This window comes from Longicatena sp. 210702-DFI.1.196 (assembly GCF_020563125.1).
Classification (GTDB): domain Bacteria; phylum Bacillota_I; class Bacilli_A; order Erysipelotrichales; family Erysipelotrichaceae; genus Longicatena; species Longicatena caecimuris.
In genome coordinates this window covers 76,542-103,256 of sequence record NZ_JAJCPX010000008.1, presented here as the reverse complement: position 1 = coordinate 103,256, position 26,715 = coordinate 76,542, and the positions used below count along the sequence as shown (strand labels likewise).

General features: G+C 46.9%; 26 protein-coding genes and 1 pseudogene. 16 read left to right on the top strand and 11 right to left on the bottom strand.

The annotated features are described in order from the left end of the window. From LI241_RS05740 to LI241_RS05695, 10 genes are all read left to right on the top strand, one after another. Positions 1–1,484 (top strand): VirB4-like conjugal transfer ATPase, CD1110 family (locus tag LI241_RS05740; protein WP_227151057.1); only part of this gene is annotated, 1,484 nt, incomplete at its 5' end. Continuing rightward, complete coding sequence (locus LI241_RS05735; RefSeq protein WP_002604477.1) at positions 1,481–2,437, top strand: site-specific DNA-methyltransferase; 957 nt, start codon at positions 1,481–1,483, stop codon at positions 2,435–2,437. The genes LI241_RS05740 and LI241_RS05735, both read left to right, overlap by 4 nt. Continuing rightward, entirely contained in the window at positions 2,434–4,404 is a 1,971-nt protein-coding gene (locus tag LI241_RS05730; RefSeq protein WP_002604476.1) for a C40 family peptidase, read from the top strand. The genes LI241_RS05735 and LI241_RS05730 overlap by 4 nt, the downstream gene beginning before the upstream one ends. Positions 4,405–4,417: 13 nt before the next feature. After that, positions 4,418–5,140, top strand: coding sequence for a phosphoadenosine phosphosulfate reductase family protein (locus LI241_RS05725; protein WP_002604475.1), 723 nt, complete (start codon positions 4,418–4,420; stop codon positions 5,138–5,140). A gap of 6 nt (positions 5,141–5,146) precedes the next feature. Beyond that, positions 5,147–5,413: a DUF4315 family protein gene (locus LI241_RS05720; RefSeq protein ID WP_002584965.1), complete on the top strand. Its 267-nt coding sequence runs from the start codon at positions 5,147–5,149 to the stop codon at positions 5,411–5,413. Next, a complete protein-coding gene (locus LI241_RS05715) occupies positions 5,403–6,152 on the top strand; it encodes a DUF4366 domain-containing protein (RefSeq protein ID WP_002584964.1) in 750 nt (249 codons plus the stop codon). The genes LI241_RS05720 and LI241_RS05715 overlap by 11 nt, the downstream gene beginning before the upstream one ends. Next, positions 6,149–8,224: a type IA DNA topoisomerase gene (locus tag LI241_RS05710; RefSeq protein WP_002584963.1), complete on the top strand. Its 2,076-nt coding sequence runs from the start codon at positions 6,149–6,151 to the stop codon at positions 8,222–8,224. Before LI241_RS05715 ends, LI241_RS05710 begins: the two co-directional genes overlap by 4 nt. After that, positions 8,221–8,589: a cysteine-rich VLP domain-containing protein gene (locus LI241_RS05705; RefSeq protein WP_002584962.1), complete on the top strand. Its 369-nt coding sequence runs from the start codon at positions 8,221–8,223 to the stop codon at positions 8,587–8,589. Before LI241_RS05710 ends, LI241_RS05705 begins: the two co-directional genes overlap by 4 nt. 125 nt (positions 8,590–8,714) lie before the next feature. Then, complete coding sequence (locus LI241_RS05700) at positions 8,715–12,059, top strand: YodL domain-containing protein (protein WP_227151059.1); 3,345 nt, start codon at positions 8,715–8,717, stop codon at positions 12,057–12,059. A gap of 4 nt (positions 12,060–12,063) precedes the next feature. Further along, positions 12,064–12,273 carry a transposon-transfer assisting family protein gene (locus tag LI241_RS05695; RefSeq protein WP_002584960.1) on the top strand — a complete coding sequence of 70 codons (210 nt, stop codon included), beginning with the start codon at positions 12,064–12,066 and terminating at the stop codon, positions 12,271–12,273. Positions 12,274–12,474: 201 nt separating this feature from the next. Here the strand turns inward: LI241_RS05695 and LI241_RS05690 are convergent, their stop codons facing one another. The 3 genes from LI241_RS05690 to LI241_RS05680 all read right to left on the bottom strand — a co-directional run bounded on the left by LI241_RS05690 (position 12,475) and on the right by LI241_RS05680 (position 14,657). Continuing rightward, entirely contained in the window at positions 12,475–13,809 is a 1,335-nt protein-coding gene (locus LI241_RS05690; protein ID WP_002584959.1) for a relaxase/mobilization nuclease domain-containing protein, read from the bottom strand. After that, positions 13,770–14,099: a plasmid mobilization relaxosome protein MobC gene (gene mobC / locus LI241_RS05685; RefSeq protein ID WP_002584958.1), complete on the bottom strand. Its 330-nt coding sequence runs from the start codon at positions 14,097–14,099 to the stop codon at positions 13,770–13,772. The genes LI241_RS05690 and mobC overlap by 40 nt, the downstream gene beginning before the upstream one ends. Before the next feature lie 201 nt (positions 14,100–14,300). Beyond that, entirely contained in the window at positions 14,301–14,657 is a 357-nt protein-coding gene (locus tag LI241_RS05680; protein ID WP_002584957.1) for a helix-turn-helix transcriptional regulator, read from the bottom strand. A 356-nt stretch (positions 14,658–15,013) separates the two neighbouring features. Between LI241_RS05680 and LI241_RS05675 the strand changes: the two genes are divergently transcribed. The 4 genes and pseudogenes from LI241_RS05675 (at position 15,014) to LI241_RS05660 (ending at position 17,336) form a co-directional block, all read left to right on the top strand. Then, positions 15,014–15,199: a cysteine-rich KTR domain-containing protein gene (locus LI241_RS05675; protein WP_003431289.1), complete on the top strand. Its 186-nt coding sequence runs from the start codon at positions 15,014–15,016 to the stop codon at positions 15,197–15,199. A 16-nt stretch (positions 15,200–15,215) separates the two neighbouring features. Further along, positions 15,216–16,199 (top strand): annotated as a pseudogene (gene rlmN / locus LI241_RS05670) (23S rRNA (adenine(2503)-C(2))-methyltransferase RlmN). A 473-nt stretch (positions 16,200–16,672) separates the two neighbouring features. Beyond that, positions 16,673–17,110: a sigma-70 family RNA polymerase sigma factor gene (locus LI241_RS05665; protein WP_002604474.1), complete on the top strand. Its 438-nt coding sequence runs from the start codon at positions 16,673–16,675 to the stop codon at positions 17,108–17,110. Further along, entirely contained in the window at positions 17,094–17,336 is a 243-nt protein-coding gene (locus LI241_RS05660; RefSeq protein WP_002604473.1) for a helix-turn-helix domain-containing protein, read from the top strand. The genes LI241_RS05665 and LI241_RS05660 overlap by 17 nt, the downstream gene beginning before the upstream one ends. Here LI241_RS05660 and LI241_RS05655 read toward each other — a convergent pair. After that, positions 17,324–17,545, bottom strand: a complete 222-nt coding sequence (locus tag LI241_RS05655; protein ID WP_015522615.1) for a hypothetical protein — start codon at positions 17,543–17,545, stop codon at positions 17,324–17,326. The two genes, LI241_RS05660 and LI241_RS05655, sit on opposite strands and share 13 nt — an antisense overlap. Positions 17,546–17,794: 249 nt before the next feature. On the opposite strand from LI241_RS05655, the gene LI241_RS05650 reads away from it, so the two are divergent. Together LI241_RS05650 and LI241_RS05645 are read left to right on the top strand one after the other, a co-directional pair. Further along, a complete protein-coding gene (locus tag LI241_RS05650; RefSeq protein ID WP_002604472.1) occupies positions 17,795–17,968 on the top strand; it encodes a transposon-encoded TnpW family protein in 174 nt (57 codons plus the stop codon). 77 nt (positions 17,969–18,045) lie between these two features. Further along, the gene (locus tag LI241_RS05645; protein WP_227151061.1) at positions 18,046–19,719 is read left to right on the top strand and encodes a recombinase family protein; all 1,674 of its coding nucleotides are present in this window, start codon (positions 18,046–18,048) and stop codon (positions 19,717–19,719) included. On the opposite strand, the gene LI241_RS05640 is transcribed toward LI241_RS05645, so the two are convergent. From LI241_RS05640 to LI241_RS05610, 7 genes are all read right to left on the bottom strand, one after another. Beyond that, positions 19,712–19,960: a B12-binding domain-containing protein gene (locus LI241_RS05640; RefSeq protein ID WP_227151063.1), complete on the bottom strand. Its 249-nt coding sequence runs from the start codon at positions 19,958–19,960 to the stop codon at positions 19,712–19,714. The two genes, LI241_RS05645 and LI241_RS05640, sit on opposite strands and share 8 nt — an antisense overlap. 11 nt (positions 19,961–19,971) lie before the next feature. After that, positions 19,972–21,132 (bottom strand): uroporphyrinogen decarboxylase family protein, encoded by a 1,161-nt coding sequence (locus LI241_RS05635; protein WP_008689459.1) that lies wholly within the window; start codon positions 21,130–21,132, stop codon positions 19,972–19,974. Next, positions 21,133–22,509, bottom strand: a complete 1,377-nt coding sequence (locus tag LI241_RS05630; protein ID WP_008689460.1) for a uroporphyrinogen decarboxylase family protein — start codon at positions 22,507–22,509, stop codon at positions 21,133–21,135. Positions 22,510–22,524: 15 nt separating this feature from the next. Next, positions 22,525–24,072, bottom strand: a complete 1,548-nt coding sequence (locus LI241_RS05625) for a PTS transporter subunit EIIC (protein WP_017144588.1) — start codon at positions 24,070–24,072, stop codon at positions 22,525–22,527. A gap of 253 nt (positions 24,073–24,325) precedes the next feature. Further along, positions 24,326–25,171 carry a PRD domain-containing protein gene (locus LI241_RS05620; protein ID WP_008689462.1) on the bottom strand — a complete coding sequence of 282 codons (846 nt, stop codon included), beginning with the start codon at positions 25,169–25,171 and terminating at the stop codon, positions 24,326–24,328. A 2-nt stretch (positions 25,172–25,173) separates the two neighbouring features. Then, positions 25,174–25,662 (bottom strand): PTS glucose transporter subunit IIA, encoded by a 489-nt coding sequence (locus LI241_RS05615; protein WP_008689463.1) that lies wholly within the window; start codon positions 25,660–25,662, stop codon positions 25,174–25,176. A 306-nt stretch (positions 25,663–25,968) separates the two neighbouring features. Next, on the bottom strand, positions 25,969–26,715 hold the full coding sequence (locus tag LI241_RS05610) for an RDD family protein (RefSeq protein WP_008689465.1): 747 nt from the start codon (positions 26,713–26,715) through the stop codon (positions 25,969–25,971).

Genomic DNA, 26,715 nt, shown 5'->3' with positions numbered 1-26,715 from the left:
GGTGTGAAGCGGGGGAAAAGCTGGAGATAACTTCAAAGGCTTACCTATCGCTATTTCCGTCCGACCTTGCCACCTACGGCGGCGAAGCGAAAAACCTTTTGCGGGATTTGCAGAGCCGGAACGAGCGAATGTTTTTGCTTACGCTGTTAGTTTTGAATGTGGCAGACACAAAGCAGAAATTGGACAACGACGTATTTCAGGCCGCAAGTATCGCACAGAAATACAACTGTATGCTCACCCGCCTTGACTACCGGCAGGAACAGGGGCTTATGTCCTCTATCCCATTGGGCGAAAACCTAATCCAAATCCAGCGGGGCTTGACGACTTCCAGCACCGCCATTTTCGTCCCCTTTACGGTACAAGAGCTGTTCCAAAGCGGCGAAGCGTTGTATTACGGCTTAAACGCATTATCGAATAACATGATTTTGTGCGACAGGAAAAGGCTGAAGAACCCTAACGGCTTGATACTCGGCACACCCGGCAGCGGCAAGAGTTTTTCGGCAAAGCGCGAGATCACCAACGCTTTTCTCATTACCGCAGACGATATTATCATTTGCGACCCGGAAGCGGAATATTACCCCCTTGTGGAACGGCTGAAAGGGCAGGTTATCAAGGTTTCGCAGAACAGCACGCAGTACATTAACCCGATGGATATAAACCTCAATTACAGCGAGGGCGACACGCCCATAGCCTTAAAGAGCGATTTTATCCTTTCCTTTTGCGAGTTGATTATGGGCGGCAAAAACGGGCTGGAAGCGGTTGAAAAGACTTTGATTGACCGCGCCGTTATCAGCGTGTACCGCAGCTACCTTGCAGACCCGAAGCCGGAGAATATGCCGATTTTGGGCGACCTCTACAATGAAATCAAGAAGCAGCCGGAAAAGGAAGCGCAGCGTATCGCGTCGGCATTGGAACTCTATGTAAATGGCAGTTTGAACGTGTTTAACCACCAAACAAACGTTGACATTCACAACCGCCTTGTCTGCTTTGATATTAAAGAACTCGGCACCCAGCTACGAAAACTCGGTATGCTCATTGTCCAAGATCAAGTTTGGAACAGAGTTACCATAAACCGCAGCGAAGGCAAGGCGACGCGGTACTATATCGACGAGTTTCATTTGCTGCTCAAAGAGGAACAGACCGCAGCGTACAGCGTTGAGATTTGGAAGCGTTTTAGAAAATGGGGCGGTATTCCGACAGGTATCACCCAAAACGTGAAAGATTTGTTATCGTCCCGCGAGGTGGAGAACATTTTTGAAAACAGCGATTTTGTGTATATGCTCAACCAAGCCCAGGGCGACAGGGAAATCCTTGCAAAGCAGCTTAACATTTCGCAGCAGCAAATGACCTATGTAACCCATTCCGACGCGGGCGAGGGGCTTATCTTCTATGGCAACGTGATTTTGCCCTTTATTGACCGTTTCCCGCAAGATACGGAACTCTATCGTGTAATGACGACCAAACCCGGCGAGGTGTCGGCATGAGGATAGAAATGGACAAAATCTATTGCGGCGACAGCTTGCAGGTGCTTCAAACCTTGCCGGAAAATGCAGTTGATTGTTGCGTAACGTCCCCACCCTACTATGCCTTGCGGGACTACGGCGCAGACGGGCAGATCGGACGGGAAGCAACGCCGGAGGAATATGTTTCCCGTATTACGGCGGTATTCCATGAGGTAAAGCGGGTGCTTACGCCGGAGGGTACTTGTTGGCTGAATATCGCGGACACTTATTGCGGCACAGGCAGCAAAGCCGACCACCAAGACCCCAAATACCCCAAAGGCAGGAACGGGCAGCAAGTGGCGTTTAACCACCGCGCCCCCGGCTGCAAGCCCAAAGATTTAATTGGTATTCCGTGGCTTGTAGCCCTCGCCTTGCGGGGCGACGGTTGGTATTTGCGCAGTTCTATCATTTGGCACAAAACAAACCCCATGCCGGAAAGCACGCGGGACAGGCCGACCCGCTGCTATGAATATGTGTTTCTGCTTACCAAGTCAAAGAAGTATTATTACGATTGGCAAGCAGTAGCCGAGCCGATAGCCCCCACAACGGCGGGGCGGCTGAAAAGCGGAGTTAGCAAAGGAAATAAGTATAACGTTACTGTTCCGGGGCAAAACCAACCGCAGAAAATCAACCGCCCCCGCGAAAAGGGCGCATACGCCGACGAGTTGATTTCTCCCGTCCGCAGCCGCCGCAACGTTTGGCAGATTAACAATGTCGGCTATCATGGCGGGCATTTCGCAGCGTTCCCGCCGAAACTTGCGGAAACGTGCATTTTGGCGGGCTGTCCCATCGGCGGGATTGTCCTTGACCCCTTTTTCGGCAGCGGCACGACGGGCATGGTAGCAAAACGGCTTAACCGCCGCTATATCGGCATTGAGTTAAACCCCGACTATTGCGAACTTGCAAAACAGCGGATTGGAGGTGATGAAGATTGAGCAAGGAACTGAAAGCCCCCGACAAGGTAACGCAAAAAATGACCCGCGACGGTGCGGTTGCGGAAAACCTCACGACGGGCGAAACGTCCAGTATCAGCGAAAGGCCGCAGGAAGAAAACTATTCAGCCCCCGCAGGGGTGGCAGCGGAAAAGGTTGTGCAGCATATCGGCGCAGAGATTGAGCGACACGCAGCAAAAGGCGCGGAGAAAAAAGCCCTTGACGCGACGCAGCCTAAAACCCATTCTTCCCGCTTGCAGTTTTCCGAAGCGGAACGGGCAACGCCGGAACTTCAAAAAGCGATCAAGAAATCGGATAAGGCGGCAGACTGTTTAGACGCAGCGCGGGCGGCTATCCCCAAGCAGACCAAAATCAAGAAAGAGCGCGTTTTTGACGAAGCGAAAGGCAAGGCAAAGACGCGCCTTTCCTTTGAAAAGACGGATAAGCCCCCAAACGGCAAGTTGCGGCATAACCCCTTATCCCGTCCGGCACAGGAGTTAAACAGTACCGTACATGGGAAAATCTACGAGGTAGAGAAAGAAAACGTCGGTGTGGAAAGCGGGCACCGGGTAGAACTTGCCGGAGAGAAAGCGGGCGGCATGGCGGCGCGGGCAGTTAAGGGCGGCATACGCCGCCATAAGCTGAAACCCTACCGGGCAGCGGCGGCAGCGGAAAAACAAGCGGTAAAGGCAAACGCAGATTTTCTCTATCAAAAGGCGTTGCACGATAACCCCGCGCTTGCGCACTCCAACCCCATTTCCCGTTTTTGGCAGAAGCAGCGCATTAAAAAGCAGTATGCAAAAACGCTGAAAGCGGGCGGCAAAGCGAAAAAAACCGCTGAAGCCACCGCAAAGGCGGCGAAGAAAACCGCGCAGGAAACCAAACGGGCGACGTTCTTTGTTGTCCGGCATTGGAAAGGCTGCTTGATTGTGGGCGGGATTGCCTTTATCGTGCTGCTGCTTTTCGGCGGGCTGTCCTCTTGCTCCCTCTTTGGCGGCAACAGCGGCAGCGGCTTGATTGCGTCGTCCTATCTCTCCGAGGACGCGGATATAACGGGCGCGGAAAGCGCGTATGCCGCTATGGAAGCCGAGTTACAAGATATGCTGGACAATATCGAAAGCGAATACCCCGGCTATGACGAATACCGGGTAAACGCGGACGAGATCGAGCATGACCCCTATGTGCTAATTTCTATCCTTTCCGCGTGGCATGAGGGCGTGTTTACACTCGATGAAGTGCAAAGCACCCTTGAAATGCTCTTTGAGAAACAGTATATCTTGACGGTCGAGGAAGAAGTACAGGTACGCTACCGCACCGAAACAAGGACGGACAGCGAGGGCAACCCCTATACGGTTGAAGTCCCCTATAACTATTACATTCTTCATGTGGATTTGGAAAACTTCAACCTCTCCCATGTCCCCGTTTACATCATGGGCGAAGAACAGCTATCCATGTACGCTATGTATATGTCGTCGCTGGGAAACAGACCCGACCTTTTCCCGCAATCCGGCTATGTGTCTAAATACTATGAAAACCCGCCCGCCGATTATGAAGTACCCGCCGCGCTGCTGGGTTCCGATGAAAAGTTTGCGCGGCTCATGGAGGAAGCAGATAAATACGTCGGTTTTCCCTATGTGTGGGGCGGCAGCACCCCGGAAACCTCTTTTGATTGCAGCGGCTTTGTGAGTTATGTGTTGACGAACAGCGGCCTATACAATACGGGCAGACTTGGGGCGCAAGGGCTTTACAACATCTCAACCCCTGTTTCTAACCCGCAGCCGGGGGATTTGGTGTTCTTTACGGGTACATACGACACCCCCGGCGTTTCCCATGTGGGGATTTATGTGGGCGAGGACGGGGACGGAAGCCCCGTCATGCTGCATTGTGGCGACCCTATCCAGTATTCAAAGCTGGACACCAGCTATTGGCAATCCCACTTTTACGCCTACGGGCGGTTAAATTACAATTAAAAGGAGTTGAAAAATGAATATTGTATCTTTTGGCGGCGGCACGAATAGTGCCGCCTTACTTATTGGCCTATACAAGCACAAAATCCCGATTGACCTTATCACCTTTGCCGATACGGGCGCGGAACACCCGCATACCTATCAATTTATCGAGATAATCAATCAATGGCTTGCGGAACACGGTATGCCGCAGATTACCGTTGTGCAGTATGTTGACCGCTACGGCAACCGCCTATCTCTTGAAACCGAGTGCTTGCGCTCTCATACGCTCCCGTCGATTGCCTACGGGCATAAGCGTTGTTCGCAGAAACACAAAATCGCACCGCAGGAAAAGTTTTGCAACCACTATGCGCCTTGCCGCGAAGTATGGCAGCGCGGCGAGAAAGTCAACCGCTATATCGGCTATGACGCGGGAGAAGTGAAACGGTATGAACATTCCCGCAAGTACAACGAAGCCGACAAAAAATATCATAACCGCTACCCCCTCATTGAAGAATGGGGCTGGAACAGGGACGATTGTATCCGGGAAATCAAAGCGGCAGGATTGCCGCAGCCGGGTAAATCGTCCTGTTTCTTTTGTCCGAGCATGAAGAAACAAGAGATTTTATATCTCAAAGAACACTATCCCGATCTATTTAACCGGGCGGCGACTTTGGAAGAAAACGCTATGCCCTATCTTAAAACCGTTAAGGGATTGGGGCGCAGCTATTCATGGAAAGAACAGTTTGGAAAGGAGTAAATGACTATGGCGAACACGAAACTTGACCGTATCGAAAGGGATATTGAGAAAACGAGGGCAAAAATCCTTGAACAGCAAAAGAAGCTGAAAGACCTTGAAGCGCAGAAAGTCGAGGAAGAAAACGCGCAGATCGTGCAAATGGTAAAGGCGGTACACCTTGACGGGACGCAGCTTGCCGCGTTCCTCTCCGCTTACGCCAGCGGCGAAATCACCTTGCCGCAGCCGGAAGCCACTTACCCCGCCGAACAGGAGGACAACGACAATGAAGAATAAAAAGATAATCCGAAAGTTTACCGTATTGCTTGCCGCACTGGTTATCATGTGCGGCTTTTCTGTTACCGCTTATGCGGGCGGTGGCGATGAAAGCGACGACACGCCTACCCCCGTAACCGAGGAAACCCCCGCGCCGGAAACCGAGCCGGAAGAAACGACGGGCGGCTATGAGCCGCAGCCCCTTACCCCGGACGGGAATATGTCCCTTGTGGACGATATAACGGGTGAAGCGTCCGGCGACAAGCAGTTTATCACCGTCGTTACCAAAAGTGGCAACTATTTTTACATCATCATTGACCGCGCCGAGGACGGGGAAAATACCGTCCATTTCCTTAACCAAGTGGACGAAGCGGATTTAACCGCCCTTATGGAGGACGGGCAGACCGAAGCCCCCGTTTGTAGCTGCACCGATAAATGCGTTGCCGGAAGCGTCAACACCGCTTGCCCGGTTTGCAGCGTCAACATGAGCGAGTGCGCGGGTGTGGAAGCCGAGCCGGAGCCGGAAGAAACCGAGCAGCCGCCGGAAGAAGAAAAAGGCGGCGGCATGGGTATTCTGCTTGTCGTGCTGCTTGTTGCCGCAGCGGGCGGCGGCGCGTTCTACTACTTTAAGATTTTGAAGCCCAAAAAGGACGCGGCGAAAGGCAGCAGCAGCCTTGACGACCTTGATTTTGACGAGGACGACGAGGAAACGGAAGTAGTCGAAACCGAACAGACCGAGCAGGAGGACGATAATCTATGAAACTTGTAATTGCAGAAAAACCGAGCGTCGGGGCGGCGATTGCCGCCGTTATGGGCGCGAATGAAAAGCGCAGCGGATATTTTGAGGGCGGCGGCTACCTTGTGTCGTGGTGTATCGGGCATTTGATTAGCCTTGCAGACGCGGCGACCTACAATGAACAATTCCGTAAATGGAAGTACGACGATCTTCCCATTGTCCCGCAGGAGTGGCAGTTTATTGTTGCCAGCGGCAAGGAGCAGCAGTTTTCCATTCTCAAAGACCTTATGCACCGCAGCGACGTTACCGAGATTATCAATGCTTGCGACAGCGGGCGCGAGGGGGAACTCATTTTCCGCTTTGTCTATGAACAGGCGAATTGCAAAAAGCCCTTTTCCCGCCTTTGGATTAGCAGCATGGAAGCAAGTGCAATCCGCGAGGGCTTTTCAAATCTCAAAGACGGGCGCGGCTATGACAACCTCTATCAATCCGCGCTTTGCAGAGCAAAGGCCGATTGGCTCATTGGCATTAACGCGACCCGCCTTTTCTCTATCCTCTACCATAAAACATTGAATGTCGGCAGAGTGCAAACGCCCACCCTTGCTATGCTGGTAAACCGCGACTATGCAATCAGCAGCTTTAAGAAAGAGAAATATCATGTCGTCCGGCTGGACGTTGGCGGCGTTGCCGCCCTTTCCGAAAGGCAGGACGACGAAGCGGCGGCGCGGCAGATGAAAGCGGCTTGCGAGAAATCGCAGGCCGTTTGTACTTCCCTTAAAAAAGAGAAAAAGACCGCAGCCCCGCCGAAACTGTTTGACCTCACCGCCTTGCAGCGGGAAGCAAACCGTTTGTATGGGTTTACGGCGAAACAGACCCTTGACTATGCGCAAGCCCTTTATGAAAAACGGCTTTTGACCTATCCCCGCACCGACAGCAAATATATCACTTCCGATATGGAGGGCAGCACAAAGGAACTTATCACCGGCCTTTGCGCTGCTCTCCCCTTTATGCAGGGCGTGAAGCTGCAAGCCGACCTTGCGAGGATTTGCGACAACAGCAAAGTAACCGACCATCACGCCATTTTGCCGACAGCGGAGTTTGTGAAAACGGGCTTTTCTTCCCTTGCCGAAAGTGAGAAAAAGCTAATGACCCTTGTGTGCGCAAAACTGCTTTGCGCCGTTGCCGCGCCCTATGAGTATGAAGCGGTTACGGCGGTTTTCACTTGCGGCGGCTATACCTTTACCGCAAAGGGCAGGACGACGCTTTGCGAGGGTTGGCGCGAGATTGAAAGACTATCCCGCGCCGCGTCCGGGGAACAGGACGAGGACGCAGAGCCGGAAGCGGTTTTACCCCCGCTTGCCGAGGGGCAGACCTTTGACAATCCGGCAGCGGAGATCTCCGAACGTTACACGCAGCCCCCAAAGGCATTTACCGAAGATACGTTACTTTCGGCTATGGAGAGTGCGGGAAAGGAGGACACGCCGGAGGACGCGGAGCGCAAAGGGTTAGGCACCACCGCGACGCGGGCGGGTATCATTGAAAAACTCATTAGCGCGGGCTTTGCCGAGCGCAAGGGCAAAAAGCTAATCCCCACAAAGGACGGGTATAACCTTGTCGCTATTCTGCCCGACAGCCTTACGTCCCCGCAGCTTACGGCAGAATGGGAAACGCGCCTTACCGGGATTGCAAAGGGCAGCGACAGCCCCGCCGACTTCATGCGCGGGATTGAGGAAATGACAGCGGGGCTTGTCAAGACCTATTCCGCGATTTCCGAGGATAAAGCGAAGCTGTTTACCCCGCAGCGGGAAGCAATCGGCACTTGCCCCCGTTGCGGCGCGGCGGTTTACGAGGGCAAGAAAAACTTTTACTGCTCCGACAGGGCTTGCAGCTTTGTGATGTGGAAGAATGACCGCTTTTTTGAGCAGCGCAAAAAGGCTTTCACAAAGGCGATTGCCGCCGCCCTTTTGAAAGACGGAAAGGTAAAAATCAAAGGTATGTACTCGACCAAGACGGGAAAGACCTTTGACGGAGTTGTGCTGCTTGCCGACACAGGCGGCAAGTATGTAAACTTCCGCGTCGAGCAGAACCGAAAATGATAAGGCTTGATGAAAAGCAATACCGCGCCGTAAAGAAAATGACCCGCGCCGCTTGTGCAAACAACGATTGCGGGAATTGTCTGCTGCTGGACGACGGGGAAACTTGCGTTTGTGTGCAGAGTATCAGCTATTCGCTGCTATGCCGCTATTTCCGCGAAGCGGTATTACCCGCCGACAGGCAGCTTTGCGAACAGATCACCCGCAGCGGGGAAACCGATTTGAAGCGTTGCGCGGTATGCGGCAGCACGTTTGCGGCGGGCAGCAACCGGGCGAAATACTGCCCCGATTGCGCGGCAAAGATACGCCGCAGACAGAAAGCCCAAAGCGAGAGAAACAGGCGTTTACGGATAAAAACAACTACATAGCAAGCACAGCAAACGAGTACCCGTTTGCGAGAAATGCCCGCGCTTCCCATAGAGAGCGCGGGCATTTTGCTTGTTGGGATAGTCCCAAACCCTTATATGACCGAGAAAGGACGTGATGAAAGAATATGCCGTATTCCTCATACGACCATGACAAATTAGAAGCCGCCGAAACCATGCGGATAGAACGCCGGATATATTTTGAAGCAAAGGACAGGGAGATTGCCCCTTATGCTTCCTTGCCGATTGCGCAGCTACTTTCCATGCGCAGCGAAAGCGCGGCGGCAGAACAGGCGATTTTTGACGACCTTAAAGAACGCGCCGCCGCATGGGAAGAACAGGCGGGAAGAACGCTTTTGCTGGATAAAACACTTGAATATGTGAGAACGCCGCACGTCCAGCACACCGCTAACGAGTGGCAGACCACCGAGCATAACCGCCATATTCGCAGCAACCGGGTATATCAGATGAATTACTACATTTACGAGAATACCCGCTACGACAAAGAAGCGCAGAAATCTATCCCGTATTCATGGACGCTTACATGGAGCGTGCGCACCAACAGCCCAAGCAGAACCCAAGCGAAGATTGCCGGACAAGATAGAAAGGTTTTCACCGACAAGGCAGCTATGGAAAAGTATCTGAATGGGCGTATCAAAGCGTATGACCGCTTGTTTACGGAAATCTCCCCGCCTATCCCGCAGGAGTACGCCGACTATTTCAAAGTAAACGGTATGCTCATGCCGGACTACACCATAGAGGGCGAAGAACCCCCGCAGCAGCAACAGGCGGCAGCTATCCCCGAAAATACCGGGCAGGAAAAGGAGCGTGAACACATGAGCGAACAGTTTTCTATTATGATAGGCAACCGCAGCCGCTTTGACGCGGGCGACCCCGGCGGCTATTGGTTGGATATGCCCGCCACAAAGGAGCAGTTGCACGAAGCTATGCGGAACGTCGGCATTACCGCCGACAACCCGCAGGATTTTTCCATTCGCGGCTATTCCGACGACCCGGAGAAACATATTGCCTTGCCTTATGAAATGGTATGCGCCGCCGACGTGGACGAACTCAATTTTCTTGCGGCGCGGCTCGAACAGCTTGACCCCGCCGAGGTTGGCAAGCTGAACGCAGCTTTGCAGCAGAAAAACGGGCTTGCAAATATTGGACAGGTAATTGACTTCACCTACAACGTGGATTTTTACGTCCATATCCCCGAAGTACATAACTACCACGATTTGGGCGACTATTACTTAAATCAATCCGGCATGGTACAAATGCCCGAAGAATGGAAAGGCGGCATTGACCTTTCTACTTTTGGCAGGAACGCTGCCGCGCAGGAAAAAGGCGCGTTTACCGAGTACGGCTATATCGTGGAAAGCGGCGACGAGTGGGAACGGCAGTTTGAGGGGCGCGAAGTGCCGGAAGAATACCGCATTATGAGTTACCCGCAGCCGGAGCGCGGCGAACAGGACAAAGCCTATATGGACGCAGCCGAAACGCAGCAAGCAGACGCACAGGCCGCAGAGCCGCAGCAGCCCCGCCCCGTCGTCCCCATTATCCTTACTTCCGAAAAGCCCGCCGAAAAGGTAAAGGAGATCACCGCGCGTTTGGAACAGGGCGTACAGGCGATTTTTGACAGCGACCGCTACAAAGAGTTTCTAACCGCTATGTCAAAGTTCCATGATTATAGTTTGAATAACACTATCCTAATTGCTATGCAGGGCGGCAATTTGGTAATGGGCTTCCGTCAATGGGAAAAGGAGTTTGACCGCCATGTAAAGAAAGGCGAGAAAGGCATTAAAATCTTTGCCCCCGCGCCCTACAAGGTGAAAAAGCTGGTTGATAAAATCGACCCCGAAACGAGAAAGCCCATGCTTGACCGCGAGGGAAAAGTGGTAAAGGAAGAAAAGGAAATCACCGTCCCCGCCTTTAAGGTTATAACCGTCTTTGATATTTCGCAGACCGAGGGCAAGGAGTTTCCCGACCTTTCCGTTAAACCGCTGCTTGCCGATGTGGAGCAGTACGAGGATTTTTTCGCCGCCCTTGAAAAAGCGTCCCCCGTCCCGATTGCATTTGAGCAGATCACAAACGGCGCAAATGGGTATTTCAGTTTGACCGACAAGCGTATTGCAATCAAAGAGGGCGTGAGTGAATTACAGGCGGTAAAGACCGCCATTCACGAAATCGCCCATGCGAAGCTGCACGACGTAGACTTAAACGCCCCGCCGGAGCAGCAAAACCGCGTTGACCGCCATACCTGCGAGGTAGAAGCGGAAAGCGTCGCTTATACGGTTTGCCAGCATTTCGGCCTTGATACTTCCGATTACTCTTTCGGCTATGTGGCTGGTTGGAGCAGCGGCAAGGAAATGACCGAGTTAAAAGCGTCCCTTGAAACAATACAGACCACCGCAAAGGAACTCATTACCGAGATTGAGGGGCATTTTACCGAGTTGCAGCAGCGGCAAGCCGAGCAGGAGCAGGGCGATACCTTTTCCATTTATCAGTTAAAGCGCGGGGACGAAACAAGGGACTTGCGCTTTGAGCCTTATGACCGTCTGCAAGCGGCTGGACTTACCATTGACCGGGTAAATTATGAACTCGTCTATACTGCACCGCTTACAAAGGATATGACGCTGGGCGACATTTGGGAAAGGTTTAATATCGACCACCCCGCCGACTTTAAGGGGCATAGCCTTTCCGTTTCCGACATTGTTGTGCTTCATCAGAACGACGAGGACACCGCCCACTATGTAGACAGTATCGGTTTTCAGCAAGTGCCGGAGTTTTTGCAGGAGCAGCAGACCCCCGTATTTGACAAGCTGCCGCCCGAACAGCAGCAAGCCTTGTCCGACACCGTACAAGACACTTTGCAAATGCTGGTTGACGCAGACAAGCGGATTTATGGCGACGTTACGGGCAAGACCCTTGAAGCAATCGCGGCGCAAGGATATTCCTACAAGGACGGGCAGCTTGAAAAGCAGCAGCTGGAAGCGACCCCCGACAGCCTTTTGACGGGTGAAACCGTTAGAACGCCGAGGGGCAATTTTCATATTACCGATATGAGCCGTGAACAGATCGAAGCGGCGGGATTTGGTTTTCACCATGCGTCGGAGGACGGGAAGTATCTCATTATGGGGAATGGCACACAGGCTTATGCCATAGCCGCCGAGCAGCCGCAGCGGGATAATCCCTTAAAGCACGTCGAGGACACCATAGAGCAGAACGACAACAATTTTGACGGGCTTATCAACAATACGCCGCAAACGCCCACCGTTGCAGATTTTGAGCAGCGGGCAAAGGCGGGGGAAGCGATTTCCGTTACCGACCTTGCAAAAGCGGTAAAAGCCGAGAAACGGGAACAGCCGCAGAAAAAACCGTCCATTTTGAAGAAGCTGGACGAATACAAGAAACAGGCGGCGCAGCAGCCGAAAGATAAACAGAAAGAGCATAAAAAGGATTTGGAGGTTTGATAGCATGAATACCCGCTTTACCATTGAGGAAGAAAACATTGTTGCGATCTACGCCGAGGACAGCCGGGAAACAACGCTTGAAAATATCCTTGCCGCCATGCCCTACATGGACGAGGATATGCGCCAGCTTGCCGCCGCAGCGGTGAACAAGCTGCAAGCCATGACGGACAGCGAGTTTTCCGAAAGGGAGTTTATCTTGACCGACGAGGAATAGCCCATAGAGAACAGGGGCGCGGTTGCCGATTTCCGGCACCGCGCCCCTGTTCTTTTTTTGTCCTTGCGTGGACAATTAGAAAGCCGTTTTTGCGGGTTTGAATATACTTTATCGTCTATGTCGTTTTCATGCGCTGGAAGCCGCAGAAACACAGGCGTTTTCAGCCCTTAACATTCCACTTGCCACCCCATGTTTTGCGCCTTATCGCTCCTGCTCCCGCGCCCTGCTTTGGGACGGGTAAAGAATACTATCGACGTTCTTTTTGACAACGCCGTATTCCTGCATTTGCTTCTTGGCTTGCCGATAATCTTCATACAATTTGGTTTTCCTGTCGTTTAAGCTTCTATACTCCTTGCGCAGCGCGGCGAGATCGGGCAGCTTCTTTATCTGCATTTCCTTTAATGCCCTTGCCGCAGCTTCAAACAGGATAATTTCGCTTTCATGCCCCCGCAGATACTTTTCCTTGTCCGGCGATTTTCGGTATTCATCGTAAATCGGTTTTAACTGTCGGTATGTGGTGGTGTGCTTGATAAGCAGCGACAAATCAGACATACGCTGTTCCACTTCCTTAACCGCCTTTGCCGCCGCGTCATGAGCGGTCATAATATCGGCTATCTTGCTTTCAAGTTCGCTATAATACTCAATCTTGTTTTCGGTTAGGAAGTTCATGCTTTTAGCAGCCTGTTTCAGATTATGGATTTTTGCCCACCGTTCATAGCCCGCCGACTGTTGGGCTTTGATACTGTTTTCAAGATCGACGACAAGCCGGATTTTCTTATCTTCCCGCAGCGTTTTTGTTTTGGCAACATACACGCCCTTGATACGCTCCTTTATCGCTTCTTCCGTATAGGCCGCGCCGAGCGTCTTTGTGCGGGTAAACCGTTCCTGTCCGGCAGCGCGAAAGGAAATGTATTTGCCCTGTTTGATTTCATACCCCATTTCCTGCAAGCGGCGCAGCAGTTCGTCAAAATCTTTCACTTGGGGAATGAGAGTATCTATCGCCGTTTTCAGCTTTGCTTTGTAGCTTGTCCCTTGCTTTTCGGCGGTGTATTCTGCATAGCTTTTTCCCTTGTCCTGTCCCGGTACGACGACGGATAGCCCATGCTCTTTACATATCCTGTCGCTGGTGCGCCGGATAAAGTGATAGCTTTGCTTGTTGGAATGGTACTTTTTGTAGTCAACGAAGCTAACCGCGTTGAAAATCAAGTGATTATGCAGATGGTCTTTATCGACGTGAGTTGTCAAAACAAACTCATACTTGCCGCCTAATACCGCCCCGGCAAGTTCCATGCCGATTTTGTGCGCTTCTTCCGGTGTGGTTTCTCCCACCGCAAAGGATTGTATCAAGTGCCGCCCTAAATGTGTGCCGCGATCTCCGGCAGCTTCCCGCGTCCATGCAAACTCAATATCGGCGGTTTCCAGCCCGCAGCCGAAAGAGGACGCAAGCAGCTTCCCGTCTGTCTTTTCGGGATTTAAGATATAGTCTATCGCAGCCTTTAAGGTTGATTTAATAGGGTGCGTCTTTGTAACCGCCATATCTCGTCCACCGCCTTTTTAATGTCCTCTATATCCTGCCTGTAAACCGTCCCCGTCGCATTGGCGCGTTTTGCAATTTGGTTGATGTTCCGGCTCACCGCTTGCAGTTCCCGGATATATGCTTTTGTGTCGCTTCGGTCAACGACAAGAATATACCCGTCTATCGCCATTTTACGGAAGTATGCCCCATACTGCTTTATGGGAAGCTGCTTCATCTTCTCGTCGATCAGCCGCTTTTCTTCTTCCGTAACGTAAAACTTCATCTGTATATTTCTCTTTCGGTTTTCCATTTCCGCACCGCCTTTCGGTATAAGGGTTTGGGATTATCCCAACAAGCATTTTCCGCAAACGGGTACTCGTTTGCTGTGCTTGCTATCTACTCCATACCCCCACCGAAAGGCGGTATTTGTTGCGCGTTCCTTTGATTTTGGACGCAAAAAAAGATTGCAGCCGCCATGCGCTGCAATCTCCCGATTTCTCATATTGTGAGGTTAATCCTCTGCTTTTTCGACTTCCGTTATCTCCCTTGCTGTTGCGGTTACAATCCGTATGCCTTTATCGCTCATACCGTCCAGCAGCGCGTCAAGCTGCCGCCGCCCGGTGGATTTCTCCGCATTGCTGTTCGGGAAGAAAAATTGATCTACCGAAATATGATACCGGGTTACAAGGTCATAGAATACCTGTAAACTCGGCTGTTGTCCCTTGTTCTCGATATTCGCAAGGTAGCGCGGGGAAATATATAACTCGTCGCTTACCTTTTTGCGGCTCTCGCCGTATTCATTTCTCGCGGCTTTTATAGCTGCCCCGAAAGCCTTAAAGTCGTACAATGGTACGGGTCTTTTTGCCATTTTCATTCACCCTGTTACATTTTACAGTTCACCTTTCTTTTTGGATATGTCCACACAATTCATATCATTAGGTTAAATACTTCCTGTTGTGTATTGACAGTAGACTGATTTTCTGATAAAATAAAATTTATGTAAAAGGAGGCGGCGTTTATGTTGCATAGCATGCGTATTAGATAAGCATTGAAAAAAAGGATTTTCCCATTTTCAACATGGGCTTTTTTGTCATGCTTATTTTGCGGATGCTATACAAAAAACTAACGACGTATAGATATAGTATAGACATAGTGCAAGCTATGCCTTAGTTTTGTTGTACTGCTCTGTGCATTTTTTTGTGTAAAAAGGACGAGTGAAATATAATGCTTAAAAAATATTGGATAAAATGTCCGATTTGTAACGGAAAGACGAGAGTTCAAGTATTTCATAATACTGTATTAAAAGATTTTCCTCTTTTCTGCCCTAAATGCAAATTGACGCATATCATTGATGTAGAAAAATTAGAGATTGTAATCAAAAATACAGAAAAACAAACTTTTATTATTTAGAAGAAAGGATATAAAAATGAAACGTTTACCTAAATATACGCCTGCGGAAGTACGGAATGATCCATACGGATTTACTTACAAAGAAATGTCGGAAGTTATTGGCGAGAATGAAGCAAAAGCCTTATATGAAGAATTATATAAGCAATTACCACGCAAAAAAAATCTATCAATGTTGGTAAAAAATATTTGCAAAAGCAGTGATACTGAAAAGTATGTTTACGAACTGAAAGACAACAAATACATTGAAACGGTTTTTATCAAGCGGCGAGATGGTGGAACTGTTTGCGTGAGCACACAAGTCGGTTGTCCTGTTGGTTGTATTTTTTGTGAGTCCGGGTGAAATGGCTTTGTTCGTAATCTAACATCGTCAGAAATCGTACAACAGATTATATTGTTGCGTCGAAAAGTAAACCGTATCGTTTTTATGGGTATGGGAGAGCCTTTATTCAATTATGACAACTTGATAAAAGCAATCCATATTCTCCGAGATAGATATGGGCTCAACTTTCCAACCGACGGCATTACCATATCAACAGTTGGTCCGGTCGATCAATTAAAAAAATTGCGCGAGGAACATCTTAAAATTCAGTTGACAATATCTTTACACGCAGCAACACAATCTGCAAGAAATCGTATTATTCCTCACATGCGCATATATGCTATTGAAGATGTTGTTAAGCAAGCCTTATCCTATTCTGAAAGGCATAATCGCAAAATTGTCTTTGCGTATTTGCTTTTACCGGGTATAAATGACCGGCCCTCAGATGTAAGACAACTTGCAAAATGGTTTCGGGGCAAAAAAGTTATGATTAACGTGTTACAATACAACCCAACAAGCAATTCAAGAATTAAAGCACCACAGAAACGGGAAATAGTTGCATTCAAACATCAATTAGAGCAAGCAGGACTTGAAGTTACTATGAGAGTTTCTCATGGCAGAGAGATTAACGCGGCTTGTGGACAGTTAGCTAACACATATAATAAATTCAAAAAAAAATGATTAAAAGTGCCAGACGCATAGACGCAGAGCCGATAACGCATTAGGTCAAAAAACCTATGTGTTATCGGCTTTTTTATTTAATATTGCGCAAAAGCCGCTGTTCCCTATTATAGAATGGATTGCGGGTAGTGTATTAAAGTCGCCCTTTTTTAAGGATACGGCGGTATCGGGGAGGTATCGCCGTGTCCATTTTTATTTACTGTAACCCGCCTAATGCTTTGCGGTCAAAAAAAGCTATGCTCCGCAAGCGGGATATTCCGGCTATGAATGTGAACTGTCAATACATTTAGCTACTGCTTACATTTCCTTTGCGCCCGTCCGCGTCTTGCGGACGGGCGCATTTTGCTTTTTTCAACTTTTTTCTGAAAAGCGCACTCAAGAGCCATCTCCCGAACGGGTACGGAGCGAAAGGGGCAGAGAGGACAAGCCCTTAACTCCCGTCCTCTACTCCACGCGGGAAGGAGGTGAACTCTATGGAGCTATCTTCTTCCGACAAGGAAAGAATACAACATCAGTACGACGCATTAGCAAAGAAAACTTTGGTCGGCGAAGCGAAAAGCCACCGCCGCACTCTTGCGAAACGCGCAGCACGCGAAGTTACTTTTTCGGATTTGAGCGAAAGCGAACTCGCGCAGCTTTTCACAACGGACGAATACGAAAGCGATTATTTCCGTTTTCAAGTGTCCGGCTTTGATGTACTCGTCAAAAATGAACTGCTTGCCGAAGCCCTTAACGCTTTGCCCGAAAGGAAACGCGACATTATCCTTTTGTCCTACTTCTTGGATATGAGCGACGCGGAAATTGGCGAACTGCTGAATGTTGTACGCACGACGGTTTTCCGGCACAGGAAATCCGCGCTTGCGAAAATCAAACAGTATTTGGAGGGAAAAGCAGATGATGAATACCGTTAGGAAGTCTGAAAATCTGTTGCCGTTCCCTGTCATTTCCGCAGCGGCAAACGGCGACACAACCGCCATGTGCGCGATCTTGAAGCACTACGAGGGTTACATAGCGAAACTTTGTACCCGCACGCTGAAAGACGACGCGGGCAATACCTATTCCTATGTGGACGAGGAAATGCGTAACAGGCTGCAAGTGCGCCTTATTACCCGCACCCTTGCTTTTCATGTAGGATAATCTTTTAGCCCATGCGGGGAGCGTGTCCCCTTTCCACGCTTCCCGTTATGGGCTATTTGTCGTTCCGCAAAAGCATATCCGCTGTTGATGTGCTTTTGCAGGCCGACAAAGCCTATTGTTCTTTGACAAAGAAAGCGGCCTTTGGTGCGCAGCATAACAGGCAAACGGGTACATTCCGTCTGTACCGAGCCAGTCGGCGGGTACGCCATGACAGCTTTTCCCCATAGGGGAAAAGCCGAGCGAGAACTACCGCGCCGTAAAACAGGTTTAGCAGCTTGTGGGCGACGACATACAAGGCGGCACAATGATACTCCCGCGTTGAACACCCTCAAAGTATTGCGCGGCGCACCCATAAGCATGGGCCGGGGTGAAACTCCCGTGAGGTTGCAGCTAACAACCGCCCGTTTTTGCCTTTTGACGAATATAGTTTATCCATACAGGAAAAGGAGGTTTTTCTAATGGATAAAAAACAGACAATTACAACCGAACGCAAAATAGGGAAAATCACCTATCTTGTTCAAGCGTTGCCGAGTGAAAAGGCAACCGATACAATCCATAAAAAGATTGAGAAACTCATTGTAAAGGATTTGCAGAAAAAGCCCGGAAATCCGGGATTTTTAGCGTCCGAGTAGTGCATTAGGCGGCGGGATATGGTATAATGATAGCAACACATTATACCTGTTTATTCGGCTGTCGGAAAGGAGGACTAATGTTACAGTCGAATAAAATCACCGCCCTTTACTGCCGTTTAAGTCAAGAGGATATGCAAGCCGGAGAAAGCGGAAGCATACAGCACCAAAAAATGATACTTCAACGCTATGCGGACGAACACCATTTTTTGAACACAAAGTTTTTTGTGGACGACGGATTTTCCGGCGTGAGTTTTGAGCGCGAGGGGCTGCAAGCGATGTTGCAGGAAGTGGAAGCCGGACGAGTGACGACGGTCATTACCAAAGACCTTTCCCGTCTTGGCAGAAACTATCTGAAAACGGGCGAACTCATAGAGATTGTATTTCCCGAAAACGGAGTACGCTATATCGCGATCAACGACGGAGTTGACACAGCGCGGGAGGATAACGAGTTTACCCCCTTGCGGAACTGGTTTAACGAGTTTTACGCCCGCGACACAAGCAAGAAAATCCGCGCAGTTAAACAGGCACAGGCGCAAAAAGGCGAGCGCGTCAACGGGGAATATCCATACGGCTATATCCCAGACCCGAACAACCGCCACCACCTTATACCCGACCCGGAAACCGCGCCGATTGTCAAACAGGTTTTCGCTATGTTTGTTAGCGGCGTGCGTATGTGCGAAATCCAAAAATGGCTTGCGGAAAACAAAGTCTTGACGATTGGAGCGTTGCGCTATCAGCGTACAGGACAGGCGCGGTATCAGCGGGCAATGATCGCCCCCTATACTTGGCCGGACAAAACGCTCTATGACATATTAGCAAGGCAGGAATATTTAGGGCATACCATAACCGCGAAAACTCACAAGGTATCCTACAAGTCGAAAAAGACCCGGAAGAACGAAGAAGAACAACGCTATTTCTTCCCAAACACCCATGAGCCGCTTGTTGACGAGGAAACCTTTGAACTTGCGCAAAAGCGGATTGCTACCCGCCACCGCCCGACAAAAGCAGCGGAGATTGATATTTTTTCCGGCTTGCTGTTTTGCGCTGGTTGCAGACATAAGATGTATTACCAACAGGGCGTAAATATCGAGCCGCGCAAGTTTTCCTATTCTTGCGGCGCATGGCGCAACAGGGCAAGGACAGGCAGCGAGTGTACCTCTCATTATATCCGCAAAAACGTACTTCTTGATTTAGTGCTGGAAGATATGCGGCGGGTTTTGCGGTATGTTAAGGAACACGAACAGGACTTTATCTGTAAAGCTACCGAGTACGGCGACATGGAAGCGAGAAAGGCATTAGCGCAGCAGCAAAAGGAACTTTTCAAAGCACAGGCGCGTATGACCGAACTTGACACGCTTTTCCGCAAGCTGTATGAGGACAACGCATTAGGCAGACTGACAGATGAACGGTTTGTGTTTCTAACTTCCGGCTATGAGGACGAAAAGAAATCCCTTGCCGCAAGGATAGACGAGTTACAACAGCAGATCGCAACCGTTACCGAGCGAAAAAGGGATATATCAAGGTTTATTCAGATTGTCGGGAAATACAGCGACATACAGGAATTGACCTATGAAAACGTCCATGAGTTTATCGACCGTATTTTGATACATGAATTAGACCGGGAAACCAACACCCGGAAAATCGAAATCCATTATAGCTTTGTCGGACAGGTTGATACCGAGCAGGAGCCGACGCAAGTTGTCAACCATGACCGCCGCAACATGGTAGATGTAAAAAGTATCGCTATCTAACCCCAGCAAAATCCAATCCTGAATTTAAGCATCTGGCAGCAATTAACACTTCGGGAATAAACGCTTTGCCCTGTGACCATTTATCAGCAACATTTTGCATAGCTACTAAAAAGGCGTCATTTAATAATACGGTGGCTGGGATTTGTTCACGCAATGCCTCTTGAACATGCTCATTAAAATCCTTGATCTTTCCTTTTTGCAATTCTGTAATAATTGCCTTTAACAATTCTTCTCTTGTCATCGTTATCTCTCCTATTCATCTGATGTGGTAGTTGCTTCTATCCCATACCATTTTTCTTTATCTGCATAAGCGGGAGATGCATGCTGTCCATTTCCCTTTTGTTCAATCTGTGATCCATAGCGATATGCTTCTTCCACAAATGCCAAATAGTTTTCCAAAGGTACATTATCCCCAATACGGTTACTGATGGTATAAATCATCTTACCTTTATGCGGCTGCCAAAAGGTATCTGCTAAGAATCGTGTTTCTGCACGAATATCTTCGACATTGCCAAATGGAAATAAACGCTGCAAATCAAATCCACACCAAAAGGCCAAATCATCTCCATATGTTTCCACGATTTCTTTTTCATCCATGCAATATTTTTGAACAGGATGCAATACATCAATTCCGGCTTCTACTAATGATGGTAATAATTCACGGATGTCTCCACAGCTATGGAACCAAACATCAATACCTAATTCATGGGCACGCTCACAAACTTTTTTATAGTAAGGTAAGTAAAATTCATCAAATAATTCTTTGGACATAAACGGCCCTGTCTGCATTCCGATATCATCTAACACCGTAATCCCGTCAATATTAGCTTCCTGTACCCCACGTTCCATCGTCCGTAAAATGTATTTCAAGCGTTTCTGATTCAGTTTATGAACACGCTCAGGTTCCAAATACATATCCAACAGCGTATTTTGTAATCCTCGGAATTTTACTTGATACCACATGAAGAAAGGCGTAATCGACATTAAGCGATATCTTCCATCTTCTTGTGGCGCTGTTTCAAATAAATCAGGATGTTCGGCATCCGGACAATTTTCGGAAATCTGTTCAATTACATCCCAATCCAAAGCATTTTCTTCATCAACAGCAACGGATTCTCCCGGCTTTCTTTTCAATGATGGATCTGCCCCTTCTACATCACAGTAGCAAAACTCCCCCTTTTTCCCAAAAATGGCCGGTTTTTTCATATAAAACGGAGCGGCATCACAAGGCATACGTTCATGCAAATCATTGATTGGTTTATGTTTATACTCACTTAATTCATCAACATGAATCCAATGACCATGGATGATAACAGCAGGGCGCAAGGCACCTTCACCCTTAATCAGACTGCGAATTTCTTCCCTGGATAATGGCGGATATTCGGCATTAGGGAATTGTTTATATAATGGCATTTACTTACCTCCTATTTTTTTAATGGTACTTAAAAATTCATCTACTGTAGGTATCCGTGAGGACCATATACAGTTTCCATTTACATAAATACAGGGCAGATGCTCTACATTCATTTTGCGACAACGCGCTATGCTTGCTTTATCTACATACATATATTCGATGTAATCAAAAGCATCACTTTGGCGATGATATGCTTCCTTAACCATATTCATCGTGTAGGTACATGCTGCGCATGTTCGTGAATCTAATGTAAATACTTCGACGATTGGCCGTTGCAAATCATCATAGTGTAAAAGCTCTATTTCGACATCATCGAATGTCTGTTCAGGATCATAATATTGTAAAGCTGTTTTAACATTCTCATAATCAGTGACTGCCTGATAACAAGCGATACCATTCTCTACCGGAACATCAAAGGGCATATCACAGCCCGGTGATATAATCAAATCATCTGTACCTTCACATTGCTCAATAATATCAATGACCGCCTTCATATTGTCCTGTGAGCTACCATGCAGCATAGTAATCGTAAGCTGGATATTTCCTCCTAAAACCACATCATATTTTCGGCATACTGCCAAAGCATCCTTCATACACACGTTTTCATCAACCGAGAGACAATCTGGTTTCATTCGACATAAGACTTCCAGATTCGCCGTAGCATCCCCACAGACAAACAAGCAGGAAGGAACATGACACGTTTTTAAATGTTGAAACAACTCCGCATATGCATCTAGCAAAAACATTTCGATATGCTCAGATGATATTTGCGATAATAAAGGATCGACATAACCGATAATATCCATACCATTTTGCAGATACATTTGTGCAACAGATGCACAAACCTCTTTACAAAAAGCGATTAATTTATGAACATAATCCGCATCATCATACATATCCATAAAGAGCATTTGTCCTCGTAAATGTGATGCCAAGGTAAATGGTCCGCAGATCAATCCATATAATGCCGTATGTTCAGAAACAAGTTCCTTCATTTTCCGCATAGCTTTAAGAACAATCGGAAACCGTCCATCTTCTTCCTCTGGTATCATGCAGCGACATGGTATCTTCTTTTCATTTTCAAAAGGATGTGTACGGACAGTGGGAGGTACTTTTCCTCCCTCGTCCCAGTACAGTTCACAACCCAAAGCTTCTGCTTCTAATTGAAGATCGAAAATAACAGGCTGTCCATCCGGATGATAATATGTGTTAACACTCATCAATGCCTCAACAAGCTTATCTGCATCATGTAAGATTTCATTGGCATCATAGCCACATAGCGAACCTGCATGTACTCCTGCAAAGGGCACCCACGGCGCTCTTGCGAATCCTTTTTGATGTTGCAATACTGACATCAACAATTGTTTATCACTCATATTGCCTCCTTTGACTTAATCTTCTAATCCTAACGCTTCACAAACCCTTGTGCGATGATCTCTTGCGGCAGGTCCATAAATCACTTGAATGTATTTGCCATTCATGGCGATTCCACTATTGCCTGTTTTATTCAGCATCTCTTTATTTACAAGAGTTTCATCCTTCACATCGACACGTAAACGTGTAAAACAATTGCTTACTGCAAGAATGTTATCCTTGCCTCCCAAACCTTCAATAATCAATCCGGTAATCATATCTTTATCAGAAATAGTCACTTCACCATCTGTGTTTAATGCCAATTGAGAATCACTAAGATCTTCTAAATTATCGGTACGACCAGGTGTCTTTAAATTGAATTTCACAATGAGGAACTTAAAGACAAAGAACCAGGTAATCGTCGCAATCGGACCTAAAATTAATGCTAAAGGCCATTTGGTCAATCCAGCTCCTAATACGAAATTCTGTAAGATGGTTTCTAATAATCCACGCCAGTATACTTGTATACCAATCAGATAAGCAACCGTCGCAAATACCCCGGTAAGAACGGCATCGACAACCCATAATAACGGCGCACAGAAGATAAAGAGGAATAGCATCGGCTCCCCAAGTCCAGCCATGACGCAAGCAATACATGCCGGAATCACCAATTTCTTAATCTTTGCTTTATTTTCGGGTTTCGCAGTCGCAATGATAGCCATTGCAATTCCAGGGAAACCAAAGATAACGGAAATATTCGTCTGGAAGAATCGCATGGATTCATGTAAAGAAGTAATACTATTAGCATTTGCTAATTCTGCTAAAGCGATTGGTTGTGCTCCTGCATATACCTGTCCTGCGATTTCAGCAACACCACCTAATTCAGTATAGAATAATGGTGTCCAGATAAAATGATGCAAACCGGTCGGAATTAATAGACGTTTCAAGAAGTCGTAGAGGAATACACCGATACCACCGGATTCTCCTAAGAATTGTGTAATGCTATAGATCACGCCGGACAATAACGGCCATACATAAACAGCAATTAGAGAAAAGGCAAAGGCTACAAAAATTAATAAGAAATAGGTAAATTTAGCACCGCCAAATGGCTCTAGCAACCCTTTAAAGGAAGTTGAACTAAACTTATTATGCATATAACCGACTAGGCAACCTAAAATGATTCCAAGGAAGACACCCATATCGGTAATTTGCATGCCAAGCTCCATTTTCTGACCTGTCCCCATCAGCATTTCAGCATCTGACAGTTTTCCAGTCACATTCAACATGGCATTGTTTAAGGACATAAAGGTTAAATACGTTAATACAACAAGAATAGCTGCTTCCATTTTGTTTCTTTTAGCGAAATGTGTTGCCAAGGCAATGGCAAACAGAATGCTCAGGTTTCCAATAATATATGTCATTGCTCCAGATATTTGTTTTGCGAAAGTGCTTACGATGTCTGGCATAAAATCAAATTGCAAAATCTGACAAATAGCCACTACAATTCCCATAAGTGCCGCAAAAAATACAGGCTGTAAAATACCACGAGCAAAGCTTTGCATGGTTCTTGATATTTTTTCTTTCATAATGCTTTTATAACGTTCAATATTTGAATGTTAATCTCCTTTCCAAGTTTATTTGATAAGATTGTTGTTGCGTTTTGTTACTTAACATTGTTAGTGTTGGTTTGTAATCATCCTTTCTTTTCTTGCATCATGTGGCCACTTCTGATTCCAAGGATCTTTATTTCAAAAAAACAAGACCCGATGATAAAGTAGCGCAACTCTTTCCTGTGCGTACTTATCACCGGGTCTGCCTTTTCAGTAACACTCCCAGTACCTATTTCTTTTTCACGTTTCGGTTAATATGGATAGCCAAATAGATACGTTCCTGTTCCGAAATCGTATACCCGAAATTTTCTTTCACATATTTGACTATTTCATCCACACATTTTTGAGCCTCCAGATATTTCCCTTGGAGTAACTCAATAACTTCCTGATCATTTTCTTCCATTTGCTTTAACACGATCCGTTTCGCAAAGAAGTTCAGATGTGTTAATAAGCGTAAATAATCTAAACTATTTTCTTCAAATTCGATTTGATAATACTCTTTTATGATGCGTACAACACCATTGACGATAACCATGACATCCAATGTCTGATTGATGTCAGATGTACAGTTGGTAGCGTTCATAATGTGCATGGCAATAAATCCTGCTTCACTGGAAGGTAAGCGAATATGCAATTTCTTCTCGCAGTAATCCAATACCTTTTTCGCAACATTGTATTCATTCTTATAGATAATCTTAATCTCTGCTAACATAGGACATGATAGATTTAAATGCTCTTTTGCTCTTTCAACAGCAAAGGAAAGATGATCCATAAGCAGTACATAGATTTGTGGATTCAGCTTAATACCCAAATCCTTTTTTACTATTTCTACCGTATAATCGACAATATCAACATATTCTACAGATACACGTGTTAATGTGTTAAAAAGTTTTTTATATAAATCTTCACTGTCCGCGGCAATGAATTTCTTTTCCATATCCTCATCTGAGATATATTCACCGCGTTTCTTTCCAAAGCCTACACCGCCACCCAGAGCTATGAGCTCTCTATCCTTTTCATCACATACAATAACAACGTTATTGTTTAAAACCTTACTTATTTTATAATTACCCATTTTTATTGCTTCTTATTGCAAATACTGGCGATGGCTGTCTTCCCCTGCGTGACTAAGTTCTCACTGTACAACTGAATACGCTCACTTTCGCAATCCATGAAAATTAAAATGGTATCTGTATTTATGTTTTTTTCTTTAAAGAATTGTCTGTCAACCTTGATTAAAGGATCACCGACCTTTACTTCTGCATTTTTTGTCGTCAGCACCTGTAGACCCTCTCCTTTATACATGCATGTATCAACACCTACATGAACAAGTATATTGACACTTTCATTTTTCACAATGACTGCATGCTTCGTATCTGCAATCATCTCAATTGTTCCTGATATTGGGGAAAAAACGTAAGCGTCATCGGTTTTGATAGCGATTCCTTCTCCCATCATCTTTGTGCTGAAAATATCATCCTTCACCTGTTCCAGCGCATATAAACACCCGGAATTCGATGAATAAACCTCAATTTTTTGATTTTTTGGCTTAAAAAAACGTAACATAATTACCTCCATTAAAAAGTATACAAGTTATTACTATAACTCATGCCTGTTTTTAACAGTAACACGTTACAAGTATATTATAAGCCATTTATGGCCATTGTCAAGCGCTTACATAAATTACCATTTAAAATTTTTATAACCTGTTCATCTTATGGGAGTAGCTTCTGTCGATCATTATGATTTTTTTAATAGTGTTTAGACATAGCTAGCTATCGATGTCCTACTTTATAACCGCCATATAAATTCATGTATATGCTCTACAGAAAAAGGACTCTTCTCAATGAAAAGTCCTTATAAGAGTGAAACTTATTTCTTTCCGTTCTTTTTTGGCAGACGTTTCTTCTCCGTCTTTTTCTGAGGTGCAGGCATTGGCTTCTGTTTTCTTTTTTGCTGCTCTGGTTTAGGTTTCTCTGTTTGTCTTGGCGTATCCTTTTTTACTTCCTCTTCTTTTAAAGCTAATACAACTTTTGTTCCCCCAATGTAATCATGCAAAGCACGATGACTCGCCGTATAGATTGCTAAAACGACCGATAGCAATGTAAAGGCAATCCCGATATACTGCCAAATAGCATCAACATATACCCATGTTACTAAAGTCACCAGCTGACGAATATACGTAGATATGATAAATAAGGTTCCTTCCATCAGGAAGATAGCAATTCCTTGACGTAAGATCAATTCCTTTACTCTGACAGCTTTCCCATCTTTGCGTACGATACGCAGACCAAGCAGATGCTTACCAAGCGTCTGTCCCCTCCAAATCTTACATGGTACGACAATATAGTACAGAATGGCTGCCAACAGGCATAAGATACCTGCTATCATGCCCCAATAACGTTCAAAACCTAATGCCTCAAACACATACAAATCAGAAAACATGTCACTTTTACCGGTAATGACACCATACAGCAAGACCGCTGGAAAACCACTGATGATACCGCCTAAAGACCAATCGATAAAATAGGCACCTAAACGTTTCCCCATAGGGATATCATTCGGTGTATGATCCAGCTTGCTGCTTAATTTACGAAAGATACCAGTTGTTTCACTCAT